Source organism: Emcibacter sp. (assembly GCF_048269205.1).
Taxonomy (GTDB): domain Bacteria; phylum Pseudomonadota; class Alphaproteobacteria; order Sphingomonadales; family Emcibacteraceae; genus Emcibacter.
This window is the reverse complement of sequence record NZ_JBLXJC010000001.1, coordinates 865,729-879,066: the sequence shown is the minus strand read 5'-3', so window position 1 is coordinate 879,066 and position 13,338 is coordinate 865,729. Positions and strand designations below refer to the sequence as shown.

8 protein-coding genes are annotated in these 13,338 nt (G+C 53.5%); 3 read left to right on the top strand and 5 right to left on the bottom strand.

Features of this window, described 5'->3' with window-relative positions; all coding sequences use genetic code 11:
* Positions 1-60: 60 nt before the first annotated feature.
* The 5 genes from ACN0YD_RS04065 to ACN0YD_RS04045 form a co-directional block, all read right to left on the bottom strand.
* On the bottom strand, positions 61-2,520 hold the full coding sequence (locus ACN0YD_RS04065) for a YjbH domain-containing protein (protein ID WP_417317368.1): 2,460 nt from the start codon (positions 2,518-2,520) through the stop codon (positions 61-63).
* A gap of 11 nt (positions 2,521-2,531) precedes the next feature.
* Complete coding sequence (locus ACN0YD_RS04060; RefSeq protein ID WP_417317367.1) at positions 2,532-5,222, bottom strand: SLBB domain-containing protein; 2,691 nt, start codon at positions 5,220-5,222, stop codon at positions 2,532-2,534.
* A gap of 219 nt (positions 5,223-5,441) precedes the next feature.
* Positions 5,442-6,329, bottom strand: a complete 888-nt coding sequence (locus tag ACN0YD_RS04055; protein WP_417317366.1) for a 4-(cytidine 5'-diphospho)-2-C-methyl-D-erythritol kinase — start codon at positions 6,327-6,329, stop codon at positions 5,442-5,444.
* The gene (locus ACN0YD_RS04050; RefSeq protein ID WP_417317365.1) at positions 6,310-8,034 is read right to left on the bottom strand and encodes a tetratricopeptide repeat protein; all 1,725 of its coding nucleotides are present in this window, start codon (positions 8,032-8,034) and stop codon (positions 6,310-6,312) included. Before ACN0YD_RS04050 ends, ACN0YD_RS04055 begins: the two co-directional genes overlap by 20 nt.
* Positions 8,035-8,055: 21 nt before the next feature.
* A complete protein-coding gene (locus tag ACN0YD_RS04045) occupies positions 8,056-9,714 on the bottom strand; it encodes an electron transfer flavoprotein-ubiquinone oxidoreductase (RefSeq protein WP_417317364.1) in 1,659 nt (552 codons plus the stop codon).
* Positions 9,715-10,090: 376 nt separating this feature from the next.
* On the opposite strand from ACN0YD_RS04045, the gene ACN0YD_RS04040 reads away from it, so the two are divergent.
* The 3 genes from ACN0YD_RS04040 to moaB are packed head-to-tail and all read left to right on the top strand — an operon-like array spanning position 10,091 to position 13,336.
* Positions 10,091-10,933: a uracil-DNA glycosylase gene (locus ACN0YD_RS04040; protein WP_417317363.1), complete on the top strand. Its 843-nt coding sequence runs from the start codon at positions 10,091-10,093 to the stop codon at positions 10,931-10,933.
* Positions 10,930-12,828, top strand: a complete 1,899-nt coding sequence (locus ACN0YD_RS04035) for a lytic transglycosylase domain-containing protein (RefSeq protein WP_417317362.1) — start codon at positions 10,930-10,932, stop codon at positions 12,826-12,828. The genes ACN0YD_RS04040 and ACN0YD_RS04035 overlap by 4 nt, the downstream gene beginning before the upstream one ends.
* Positions 12,815-13,336: a molybdenum cofactor biosynthesis protein B gene (gene moaB, locus ACN0YD_RS04030; RefSeq protein ID WP_417317361.1), complete on the top strand. Its 522-nt coding sequence runs from the start codon at positions 12,815-12,817 to the stop codon at positions 13,334-13,336. The genes ACN0YD_RS04035 and moaB overlap by 14 nt, the downstream gene beginning before the upstream one ends.
* Positions 13,337-13,338: the final 2 nt, after the last annotated feature.

The following is a 13,338-nucleotide window of genomic DNA, read 5'->3' as shown; positions in this document are numbered from 1 at the left end:
CCTAAAGCTATAACGCCCAATTCTTAAAAAAATAATACCTCACGGGAGAAAATAACAGCCTCAGTCAAGAACATGCTTCCAATCCTGCTCCAGCCGGTGACGTTCGCCGTCGGCAAGGATATCATAGAGACCGGTCCGGTGATCCAGACGCTGACCGCCGTCACGGCCGAGGGCGCGAAATTCCAGATCCAGGTCATGGCGCGACGGTTTATACCAGAACAAACCGAATGGAATTTTCATATAAACCCCCTTATCAAACGATCCGTCGCCGAAATCTTCCGACGACATGTCGGTCACCGTAGCGAAAACGCCAATTCTGATACCATTGTCTAGTCGCCGCGATATGTCAAAAGTCGCGCCCCAGTCACCGGCAAGATACCTTCCCGCCCGTATTACCGTGGAAAGGTTAAACCGGCGATTTTCATGATACAAACTCACATGGCCGGTCACGGCATCATAGTCCCGAAATTCGAAAAGCTGCTTGTAGTCGCGCTGTTTGGCCCAGTTGATCTCGGCGCCAACTGCCCAGCTTCGATCCCGTTTCTTATACAACACTTCTGCCCCCAGGCCACCATACATTGATTCAAAAAGGCCCGCTGTTATACGCGTATAGAGATCTGGCAGGGGGTTTTTGATATAGTTCAATTGCGCCCTGTTCAGGGTCGGCGTGTCCGTGTCGGCGTAAAGACCAATATCGCTACGTATTGCAGGTATGTTGTCATTCGCCCGCTGCGAAATATCATCGAGGTTGCCGATTATCTTCTGACGCAGTTCGGCGGAAACGTCAATGCCTTGCGCAATGGTATAACGGGCGGCAAGAAGTGCATACAGATCCGCTTTGAACTTGTCGTTAGAGATACTACCGAAATGGGTGACAGCTTCGGGCAGAATGTCCCATTCAAAATCCCCTGATGCGGCTCTGGCCGACACAGTTTCCTCATTCCCCGATAAAGGTACCACGCCGTTGATTTCGGCAGTTGATAAAACCTCTTCCGGGCTCCCCTGGTAGTCGGCAGCTTTTTCGAACTCCCTGCGCATCAGGGACAGTCTCGAAACCTCCAGCCCCCTGTCCTCTGCAACAATATCGAAGACCTCTATCTGATCCGGCATGGTTGTTGTGAGAACTCTGGCCGTCCGCCCGGCATTTCTCGGCAATTCAGCATAGGGGCCCGCCTGCTTATGCACCTCGGCGCGATACTCCCCGATATGCACGGAAATTGGCAGAAGATCATTTTCCTCAAGTGTCTCGAGCGCCGCCTCAGCCAGCTGCCGATTCTGTACGGCATCTGTCAGGTTACGAGAGGCCTGCTCCCGCAGATAGACCTCGCTTTTTTTGAACAGGGAGACCGCTGTCCGTCCTATCTCGTCCCGGCGGCGGCCGTGCAGATACTGTTCTCCTCCCGCCTCTCCGGCAAAAATGAGCGTTACATCGGTGTAGGTCATTAACACGGCGCCCAGCGCTGTCATGTTGTCACCTGACTGACGTTTTTCCCGGATCAGCTCGAATTCGTAGCTGCCCTCTTTATGTGAAACCGCGGCAACACGAAACCCGAGCGCCTGCAACCGCTCGAAGGTTTTATCATTCTTCAGGGCTTCCCGAAGATCCGTCTCCGGTCCCGGCAAATCCCTTTTCCCCGCCCTGACGTGAATGGGAACGGGTTTTCTGCCGACAACACGATCGGATAGCCTGAATGTGTGCAGGTTGGTTTTCAGCACAAGCCTGAAAGTTACCCGGTCCCCATAGTCATATCCCAGCGCCAGATCAATCCAGGGGGCAGGGCTGTAATTAAGCCCGAAATTGAACGGGGAACTATCCTTCAATCCGGTAAACTGCGGAATATTATCTGTGTCCAGACTGCTATATTCCATTTTCAGGCTCAGGCCGTCCAGGGGTGTCTGATACTGAACACCTGCAAAGATTGACATATTCTTTCCGGCAAAATAGTTGTCCAGCGAAATGCTACCATCGTCGGCATCCGTTTCACGCCGGTCAAACCCATTTCCAAGTACCCGGAACATGTTGTAAAACCCGCCGCGGGTGGATAGGATCCCCCATCCCAGACCAAATGTAAAATCAAAGTCATTATAGCGCTTGCTGGCAACGATATATTCCGCACTGTATTTTCCGGCCCCCAGCATATCCTGAAAACCGATCGCAAGAGCCGGCCAGAAGTTCGCTTCCTCCATCAGCCTGATTTTCATATCCAGGGAACGGTCGAGATCCCCACCGGGAAATTTTTCATCCGTATAGCTAAGGGTGGTTTCCAGCCAGGGTGTGGCCTGCCAGGTTGCAAATAGACGCGTTCTTTCCGACGTGTAATGCCCGCCCACAGAAAGACTGCCGTCCTCGGCAAAACGGGCGTTCCTCATATCCAAGAGTCCTATCCCCCCGAAATTTCCCGCTGAATAGTCCGCCGACAAAGCAGGCAGGAGAAGCCCCGGAGCGGCAAAGGAAATTACCAGTACTGATAAAATCAGCAGCAAGCTTCTTTTGTTTCTGCCGATCCGGAATAACCCCATGGCTCAGATCATCAGTTTGTAAAGATCACAGCCAGAGAAGCGGCGGACACTGCCAGACTCGAGACAATAGAACCGATTTCCTTGACCAGAGTCAGACTATCGTAGGGACTGAGATCTGTCGGCACGACGATTGCCGTCCCGGGGGGAACAGACAGGTTTTTATCGCCACCCCATGAGGAAAGATTCACTGGACGGGCCACACCATTAGGATAGACAATATAGACCCTGCCCTCGTCAGCAGATCGTGAAAAGCTTCCCACTTCTTTCAAATAGTCGCCCACGCCCTTGCCGGGAACAAATTGCAGTGCACCGGGGTTCAGTACATCACCGACAGCGACAATAAAGTTCGGCCTTTTGGGAACATACAGGGCATCTCCCGCCTCAAGAACAATATCTTTTGCGGGATCGAGAAGAAGCTTCACCGGATCCGCCTCGATGACAACCCGGCCAATAACTTCGGCGGACGCAATCTGGTTTGACAGCAGTTGTGCAGACTGAACAGAGCTTGCATTAATGTTTTTCTTCACCGACGCGGATACCATCGCCGATTGCAGGGTTTTGGCAGCCCTTTTCAATTCTGCCTGCTGAAGCTCCTTTACCCTCTTGCGTGTAAAAATTGCCCCGTAAGGATAAGCCTGTTCCGTGAAGCCTCCGGCCCGGACAATCAGGTCGGAAAGCTTCTCTCCCTTGCGGATTGTATAGACACCGGGCTCGCGAAACTCTCCCGAGAGAAGGACAGCACCAGGCTCAAAGTTGGAGAAAAGAGAACTTACCCTTACCCCGCCTCCCGGATTAACCGTGACTTCCGCAATATTCTGGCGGTTGGAATCGACAAAATCCCATTTTACCGTCAATTGACTGACGCCCTGATTGGAGGAATAATTCGCGACCTCAATTCTGGTCTTGTTGGCATCATTTGAAAGTCCGCCACTGACAGACAACAACGCCTCAAGAGACGTATTGTGGACGATAGGATACACGCCAGGTTGACGGATCGCTCCGTCAACCGAAACCACATATTCGAGCACAAAGGGAAGCAGGTTCTTGGAATTTTCATAAACCGGGGGACAGAGTTCTTCTTTTATCTTCTGTTCTTCTTCCTTATTCTTCACCCATTCTTCTTCCAGTTCCTCCTGCAGGAATTCCTCGGAAGGCGAGGCTTGTTGATATTGGCCGCTAACAACTTTTGACGCCTGTTTCTGCTGGAGCAATGCCTGTGCCTCAAGCGGATTGGACATTTCTTCATCCATCAGCTTTTCCCGGCCACGGATTTTTTCCTCTTCCGTTCCCTTCCTGACAAAGACAGCTCGTACTGCGGTGGCAAAACGTTCTGACTGGGAGTCAGAAATAATGCGAGCAAGATTATCAAGTGGCGCACAATAACTTTTTCTGAGCTCTCTGTCCTCCAGAGAATTTTCCCCTTCATAGTTCCCGGTCAGAATGACATTTCTAACATCCCTGGAGATCAGATACAGGATATCCTTCCGGCCAAAAAAGATCACCCGGTCGCGGTCTTTCAACGCAATATCCTGCCCGCCCATAAGGACTTTTCTTGGACTAAACTCGATCAGCCGGCGGCTTCTCGTCGTTTCGTCAATACGCTCGATGGCGCCAAACAGCATATATGGGTCATCTTCAAGATTTTCCACGCTGCCGATCATCTTCCCAAGTGTGGACGCAGAGGCAAGAGAACGAATTCCAGGCGCCTTCACATGCCCCAGCAATTCCACCTTTCCTACCTGACTGTTTTCGCGCAGCGAAGCCAGGAGCGCTTCAGAGCTTTTTACAGTCGCTTCGCCTTCAACTTCTACAAAAGACTGGCGACCTTCCGCATCAAGACGGATATGGCTGATGCTGTATCCGCGGGGCCGGATTGTTCCCCCCGCCAAAGCAAGCGCTTCTTTTGAGGAGATCGAAGTTTTATCCCCCGGCAATTCATAAATGGCGGGACGGACAACATCTCCATCCACGGCAATTGTCGGCCCGATGACCGGCACCACAACACGATCCCCGTCAACCAGTGAAATATCTCCAGCATCTCCCCCGAGCAACAGCCCGTAGAGATCAATTGTCAGCACCTTATCTCCGCGATATACCTTGATATTCCGCAGTGATCCGGTTTTTTTCACCCCACCGGCCATCATCAGGACTTCAAGTCCAGAAGACAGGCTTGTGGTTCTGACCACCCCCGGCTCGAAAACCTCGCCGGCAACAATAACAGAAATCATGCGGAATGAGGCAAGCGCAACATGCACTTCCGTTCCGATCATGGTTTCGGAGACGATATCTGCCAATTCTGTTTTTACATCCCCAAGCCGTTTACCCACGACATTTACGGGACTTACATCAGGGATGATGATCTGGCCACCGCGGTCAACTTTCACACTATATGAGTCCGAAATGGATCCCTGGAAAGTGAGAGCAAATTCATCCCCGACACCAACAATATAATCATCCGAAACGGCACCGCTAATCACCTGGTTACTTAGGGGGATTTGCAAGAAAAGGTCATAACCAAACTGAACAATTTCGGATGACAAGCGCGCCTGGAAGTCTTCCTCCAGCCTGGAAAGCTCCTTGTATTTCTCTTCCTGGAGCCTGAGTAATTGCTGCTGGATTTCCCGTTCTCTGCCTTCATCTAAGGGAGAAGAAACATCAACAGATTGATTGCCTTTTCCGGCCTGCCTTTTCAAACTTTCCAAGATTGATGTATCGAATGTTTGAGCATTACCGGATTGAGCTAAAACAACTACAAATGCAAACAACAGACCAATGAACGACCCACAAAACCGGTGCATAATATTCATATCAAACTTATTCCCGTTCCTTACGATTTGCGCCTTATCCCGCCAACCCCATTTTGATGCACTTTAGCATAGTTAATATCACTATCAAGTCCAGTGCTGATTGATTGAAGCCGGTCATAAAACAACAGCGGCCTGTAACCAATAGCTTTTTGAATCCATTGCTATATTTTCACCGGCAGATCGTGCGGCTTCCAAAGTATCGAAGAGGCCGAAACAGGTGGCGCCACTACCAGACATGGCTGTGTATCTGCACCCCTCGCTTTCAGCAAGCCTGTCAATCACTTCTGCCACTTTAGGGACCCGACGACAGGCCGGCGGCTGAAGGTCATTTTTACTGTGTGTCAGTATATCCAGCAGCTCAGGCAGGCGGTCAATTTTATTGGGAAGATCCCGCTCCGGTGAAAACTGAAAACCTGAACTGGCAAGTTCTTTGAAAATACCCGCAGTCTCAACCGACACACCCGGGTTTGCAAGAAGAATGTAAAGCGGAAACCCCAGCCCAACAGGCCCGAGTTCTTCTCCGATGGAACGCATTCTGAGAGTCCTGCTCATCAGACATGCTGGAACATCGGCCCCCAGGGAAAAAGCGATTTCCTTAAGCACCTCACCCGTAAGGAGGTCAGGATAAAGTCTGTTCAGAAGCCGAAGCGCCGCCGCCGCATCGGCGGAACCACCGCCAATTCCCGACGCCACAGGTAAATTCTTGGTCAGGACGAACCGGCCGGTTACGTTCTTTTTCGCCCTGGCGGTAAAAGCAGAGATTGTCCGGCAGACCAGATTGCTGTCATTGGCCTGCAGGCCCGCAGAAAATGGACCCGTTATCTCAAAATACAAATTATCCTCAGGGTAATAATCCAGGACATCGCCACAATCGGCAAAGACCACAAGGCTGTCGAGCAGGTGATAGCCGTCGGGCTGCCGACCTGTAACCCTTAAATCGAGATTTATTTTTGCCGGTGCCCGTTCCGACAGAAGCGGGCTGTCATTTGGAGGAAGTGCCATGCCTGATCTTGTTTTTAATTTCAGGAATTTTATCGTCTTCCGGCTTCAGGGAAAGGGCATGACGCCATTGAAACCTGGCTTCATTACGACGACCCACCGCCCAGTAGGCATCACCCAGATGATCATTGATCGCCCAGTCGTCCGCCTGCAGCATAACGGCTTTCTCAAGGACTTCCACCGCCCGGGAATGCTCTCCCATCTTGAACAGGGCCCAGCCGAGACTGTCTATGATATAGCCGTCATGGGGGCGAAGTTCGGCGGCTTTTTCAAGCATCACACGGGCTTTTTGAACATTCATGCCGCGATCAACCCAGCTATAGGCCAGATAATTAAGCACCTGCGGCTGCTCGGGTCGAAGCTCAAGCGCTTTCAGGAAATCCTTTTCCGCCTCTTTCCATCTTTTTTCCCGCTCCAGGACAATGCCCCGGGTATAGAAGACGGTCCAGTGTTTCTCTTCGGGCTCTGGAATACTCTCAACCAGCCGGTCATAGGCCTCGGCCGCCTCGGCGAACATATTGTTTATGCGATAAATGTCACCCAACACACCAAAGATCGTATGTCTTTCGGGGAAAGCCTTCGCAAGGTCACGCAACATGGAAACCGCCTTTTCAAGATCACCGGTCTTTTCATAAATCCATGCCTGCTGCAAGCTGGCCTGATAATAGAGGATATCGTCCTTCTTGATATTCTGCAGGGATTCAAGCGCGCCTTCATAATATTCATCGATTTCGAAAATCTGGCTTAGAAGGAAATCCGCTTCGGGAAAATCCCTGCGCATATATTCACCATATCTGAGATAAAGCGTTGCCGGCGTGCGGATGTTATCCTGCATCAGAAAAGTAGCCGCGGAATAAAAGATTTCCGCAATACCGTCCCGGAAGCCCCGAATATGATGATCGGGCAGCTTGTCCTTTTCCAGCTGCTCCATCCGTGCTTTCAGGGTTTCGTTGTCCGGCGCTTTCTCAAGATAGTTCTGGAACAGCTCACGGGCGCTGTCTTTGCGTCCCTGTCTGGCCAGTAGCAATCCATAGGCCTCCACCGTCCTGAGCGTCAGGGCCCCGAGAGCCCCCAGGGAATCCACATAAAGCTCCTCCGCCCGGGTGTCATTGCCCAGATGCTCATAGAGCAGCCCCGCGTGAAATTTCTTGAAATCCCTGAATGACTCTTTCTGCAGAAGCTCTTCCAGAATAGCCACCGCCTGGTCTTTTTTGCCTTCTTCGGCAGCCATCCAGGCGCTGAAAAACGGCTTGAATAGAGCATAAACACCGGCGTCCCCGACCTGTTCCAGATAGTCCCGCCCCTTTTTAAATTTCCCGGCGTGCGCCAGTTCCAGAAAGCGGTAGAGGCGCACCAGACTGTCAATACGGTCTAGCTTTTCCATACGAGCGGCAACCCGGCCCGCGCAGTCATACTGGCCGTCAGCAATACAAAGAGAGAATGTCCGGGCCAGAAGGGACAGATTGTCCGGATCCAGTTCCAGCGCCTGCTGGTGATAGTCCGCCGCAGCCCCGATGTCCATGGTTGCCCGGGCATGAAGACCGGCAAGATAGGCACCGTAAGGCTTTCTTGCTTCTTCTTCCTGATCGACACTGGCGAGGGCAGGCAGAATGCTGAAAGACAGAAATGCCGCCAGAACTGCTACCCCGGCCCCGCGGCCCGCAATGCCGGTCGCTCTGCCACCGATAGTCTTGAATCTGTCGAACAAATGCCTCTCCTGCATATTGGGCTACATATTGGGGTAGTTCGGTCCCCCGCCACCTTCCGGCACAACCCAGTTGATATTCTGTGTCGGATCCTTGATATCACAGGTCTTGCAGTGAACACAATTCTGCGCATTGATCTGCAGTTTCGGATTGTCGCCCTGATCATCGGTCAAGAACTCATAAACACCTGCCGGACAGAAGCGGGCTTCCGGACCGGCATAGATATTATAGTTCACCTTGACTGGCACGTCTTCATCAATCAGCGTCAGATGACACTTCTGGTCTTCCTCGTGGTTGGTATTGGAAAGGAAGACAGAAGAAAGCTTGTCAAAGGTCAGTACGCCGTCAGGTTTCGGGTAATTGATGGGCTCACATTCCGCGGCGGGTTTAAGGCATTTGTGGTCCTCATCATGCCCAAACGTCCAGGGGAACAGGAAGCCGAGCCCCAGATTATTGAGCCACATATCCAGGCCGCTGTAGAGTGTCCCCCAGAAAGCGCCGAACTTGTGAATGGACGGCTTGGCGTTCCGCACCATATGCAGATCCTTGTAAACCCAGCTGTCTTTAAACTTCTGTATATAGGCCTCAAGTTCGTCGCCCTCACGCCCTGCGGCAACGGCATCAAAGGCCGCCTCGGCCGCCATCATGCCGGTCTTCATGGCATTGTGGGAGCCCTTGATCCGGGGCACATTGACAAAGCCTGCGGAACAGCCGATCAGGGCGCCGCCCGGGAATGTCAGTTTGGGAATGGACTGGAACCCGCCCTCGTTGATGGCGCGTGCACCGTAGGAAATGCGACGGCCGCCTTCCAGCATCGGCGCGATGGCCGGATGGGTTTTGTAACGCTGCATTTCCTCAAACGGTGACATATACGGGTTTTCATAGTCGAGCCCGACCACAAAGCCGATGGCCACCTGGTTATCCTCCAGATGATAGATAAAACCGCCGCCCACAGTCTTGCTGTCCAGCGGCCAGCCCTGGGTATGGATTACTGTGCCCTGCTTGTGATGCTCGGGTTTGACCTCCCACAGTTCCTTGATGCCAATGCCATAGGTCTGCGGCTGCACCCCGTGACGCAGGTTGAAATCATTGATCAGCTGTTTGGCCAGCGATCCGCGCACCCCTTCGGCAATCAGAGTGTATTTGGCCCTGAGTTCCATACCCGGCATATAGGTATCCTTGTGATGACCGTCGGCCCCCACGCCCATATCGCCGGTGATCACACCTTTCACGGAACCATCTTCGCCGGTCAGGATTTCCGCACCGGTAAAGCCCGGAAAAATCTCAACCCCCATATTTTCCGCCTGCTGGGCGAGCCAGCGGGACACATTGCCGAGGCTGACAATATATTTGCCCTTGTTGCTCATCAGCGGCGGGAGGAAGAAATGAGGCATGGAGGTCTTGCCACCCTCTTTCAAAATCCAGTGCTGGTTGTCTGTGACTTCGGTCAGAAGCGGCGCCCCCTGCTCTTTCCAGTCCGGGATCAGCTCATCGAGCGCGATGGGGTCAATAACGGCGCCGGACAGGATATGCGCGCCCACTTCGGAGCCCTTTTCCAGTACACAGACGGACAGATCCTGTCCCTGCTCGTTACAGAGCTGTTTGAAACGGATCGCCGCACTGAGGCCGGCCGGACCGCCGCCAACGATGACGACGTCATATTCCATAAATTCACGTTCCATGATCTTTTTCTCCCTCTTCCCAAAGAGCCGTGACAGCTGCTCTTTATTGAATCAAAACACCCATAAAAGCCAGTTTATGCCTCTATGTTACTCACGGGTCAACGTTATATCACTTTTACACCGGCATTATGAAGCAATATAACAAGTTTTTCAAACGATCGTTTGATGTTGTTTTTCAGCCAAATAAACTGGCAGGAAAAGGGGCCTTGTGACACGGCTCCTTTTTTTCCGACCTCCATATTTCTGCCTCGAACCGGGATCATCATGATTTTCCAGAATTGTTTTTCCGGAGATATTGTCTTTTGCCGGAGCACATGGTTAAAATATGATATGCATTCTAATGTATTTTTAACGGGTTTGAGTCACAATTCACTTCATGAACGATTTCAACACAGAGTCGCATAGCCAGTCTCCCCTCTCCCTGCTCCAGTGGTATCTGGACAGCGGGGTCGATGAATGCATCTCTGACGACGCCACAGACTGGTTTGAAATCAACGCCACTGCTGCACCGAAACCTGCGCAGCCCAATAGGTCAAATCAGCCCGCCGCTGCGACGCGACCGGCTGCAAGCGCCGCTGCCTACCCGCTGCAGGCCACAGACCAGATCGCCGCAACGGCAAAGGATCTGGTGAAAGACTGCAAGACCCTGGACGAACTGCGCCAGAAGATCGAGGAATTCGATGGTTGCGCCCTGAAGAAAACCGCTTCAAAGACCGTATTCTCAGACGGCATCGCCGGCAGCGACCTGATGCTGATCGGCGAAGCCCCGGGGGTCGAGGAGGACAGGCAGGGAAAACCCTTTGTTGGCGCCAGTGGCCAGCTTCTGGATAAAATGTTCGCCGCCATCCACAGAAGCCGCGAAGAAAATCTCTATATTTCCAATACCCTGCCCTGGCGTCCGCCGGGCAATCGCAAACCATCAGATGCAGAGCTGCATATCTGCCAGCCGTTCCTGATGAAACATATTGAACTGGCCGCGCCGAAAGTGCTGGTCCTGCTGGGCGGCACCGCCGCAAGCAGCCTGCTGGACAGCAAAGTCGGCATTACCCGGCTCCGTGGTAAATGGCATGAAATTGAGGTCGCCGGGCGGATAATCCCGGTCATGCCCACCTATCACCCCGCCTATCTGCTGCGCCAGCCACAGACCAAGGCTCAGGCCTGGAGCGATCTTCAGAACATCAGAGACAAATTAAACGAGTTGGACGGGTCAAAAGCATGAAAGTTAATGTATTCATCATAGTTGCGTCCCTGCTTGTCCTCACCTCCGGTCAGGCACTGGCACAGGAGTCCACCCAGCCAATTTCGACTGCCCCCCTGCTGACGCCCGTTGAATCCGCCGCTCCGCAAGATGACGTTGAAGTTATTGCCCCCGAACCCCTTGTTGACCTGTCGCCGCTCAGCGATCATGACGTTAACCTTTACCGGGAAATCTTCGAAGTGCAACGGGAGGGCAACTGGTCCCGGGCCGACCGGCTGATCAGGAAACTGGAGAATAATATCCTGATGGGGCATGTGCTCTACGACAGATACATGCATCCCACAGCCTACACCTCCCAGTATAGGGAACTGTCCGCCTGGATGCTGAAATATCCGGATCACCCCGGCGCCAAGAGAATTTACGACCTGGCCATCAAGAAAAATGGTGGCAAAAAAGCCCGTCTGCACAAACCGGTGCCCCTGCTTGCCGCTTCTTTTCCCGCGGACAAGCCCATGAGGAGAGCCGCCCCGAGCCCATTGCCCCAGCCTGTGGTGGAAACACTTGACCCCACTGTCCCACAACCCGGCGCCAAAAGAAACAGGGCGGAACGCATCGAGGTCGCGCGACTGAAAAAGCGCATCCGTCGCTATCTGCGCCGCCAGAATGCAGAGCGGGCGGAAAAAAGACTGTGGGCCTTTGAACGGGTGAACCTGCTGACACAGGAAGAATTCCACGACCTTCTGGCTGATATCGCCCAGAGTTACTATTTCAAAAACCAGGATGACAAGGCCTATGCCCTGGCGCTGATCGCCTCGGACAATCTCAGGGACAAGGCTTCCCAGGCGGACTGGGTGGCAGGTCTTGCTGCATGGCGCCTGGGGGACTGTGTGCGCGCCGCGGATCATTTCGAGAAAGTGGCCTTTTCCCCGGTGGCCGGAGACTGGATGTCCTCAGCCGGCGCCTACTGGGGGGCCCGGGCCAACACCATCTGCAGGCAGCCTGACCGGGTCAGGCCGCTGCTTGCCCATGCGGCCAGATTCAATCGTACCTTTTACGGCCTGATCGCCGAATATCAGCTCGGCCAGACTCCGGCCCTTAACTGGGAGGAACCGGAATTCAGCGGCGAGCTGTTCCAGGCCATCAGCAACCTGGGCAATGTGAAGCGGGCCATCGCCCTGGCCCAGATCAACAAAACCATGGCCGCCGATATGGAACTTTCCGATGCCTGGCGGCGCACCACCGGAGACAAGCACGCCGCCCTTTTGGGACTGGCCAGCAAACTTGGCCTTGCCGGCACCCAGCTGAAAATCGGTAAAATCGAGGAACAGAAACGGCTGGCGGCACTGGACAGCACACTCTATCCCCTGCCCGATATGGAGCCTGAAGGCGGCTTCGTCCTCGACCGGGCGCTGCTTTTTGCCATCATGCGCCAGGAAAGCGAATTCAACAGCTGGGCCCGAAGCTCGGTAGGCGCCCGCGGCATCATGCAGGTTATGCCAAGGACCGCCAGCTATGTGGCCCGCGACAGGTCGCTGCGCTATCGCAACCGTATCAAGCTGGATGACCCCAAGTATAATATGGCACTGGGCCAGAAATATCTTGTGGCCATGATGGCGCCGGAATTTGCCGACGGCAATCTGTTCAAGCTGCTTACCGCCTATAACGCGGGACCGGGCAACATGCGCAAATGGCTGAGAAAAACCAATTTCCAGGACGACCCGCTATTGTTTATCGAAAGCATCCCGGCACGGGAGACCCGCCACTATATCGAACGGGTTATCAGCAATTACTGGATCTATCGCCTGCGCTTCGGGCAGGACGTACGCTCTCTGAAAGACATTGCATCCGGCGACTGGCCGCTGTATCAACAGCAGGAAGACCACAAAGCCGAAAGACAGAGACATGCCAGCCGATAAAGAGTTCATTCCGCTGAACATCGCCATCCTGACCGTATCCGACAGCCGTACCCTGGAAACAGACACCTCCGGCCAGTTGCTGGTCGACAGACTGACGGATGCCGGACACAAACTGGCTGATCGCGCCCTGCTGCCGGATGACCGGGCAGTCCTGACAGAACAGTTCAGAAAATGGATCGCAGATGACCATATCCAGGTGGTGATTTCCACCGGCGGTACGGGTCTGACCGGCCGCGATATCACGCCCGAAGTGCTCACCCCGCTGTTTGACAAGGAAATTCCGGGTTTCGGAGAGCTGTTCCGCATGGTCAGTTTTAAATTTATCGGCACCAGCACCCTGCAGTCCCGTGCCCTGGGCGGTATCGCCAACGGCACCTACCTGTTTGCCCTGCCCGGCTCCACCGGCGCCTGCAAGGACGGCTGGGACAATATCCTGAACGAACAACTGGACGCACGTCACGGTCCCTGTAATTTCGTCGGCATCATGGGACGACTGAAGGAACAGTGATC

What these genes read in the sequence shown, in the direction of transcription:
- moaB (WP_417317361.1), top strand. Translation starts at nt 12,815, where the DNA reads ATGCCAGCCGATAAAGAGTTCATTCCGCTGAACATCGCCATCCTGACC.
- ACN0YD_RS04045 (WP_417317364.1), bottom strand. Translation starts at nt 9,714, where the DNA reads ATGGAACGTGAATTTATGGAATATGACGTCGTCATCGTTGGCGGCGGT.
- ACN0YD_RS04035 (WP_417317362.1), top strand. Translation starts at nt 10,930, where the DNA reads ATGAAAGTTAATGTATTCATCATAGTTGCGTCCCTGCTTGTCCTCACC.
- ACN0YD_RS04040 (WP_417317363.1), top strand. Translation starts at nt 10,091, where the DNA reads ATGAACGATTTCAACACAGAGTCGCATAGCCAGTCTCCCCTCTCCCTG.
- ACN0YD_RS04055 (WP_417317366.1), bottom strand. Translation starts at nt 6,329, where the DNA reads ATGGCACTTCCTCCAAATGACAGCCCGCTTCTGTCGGAACGGGCACCG.
- ACN0YD_RS04065 (WP_417317368.1), bottom strand. Translation starts at nt 2,520, where the DNA reads ATGGGGTTATTCCGGATCGGCAGAAACAAAAGAAGCTTGCTGCTGATT.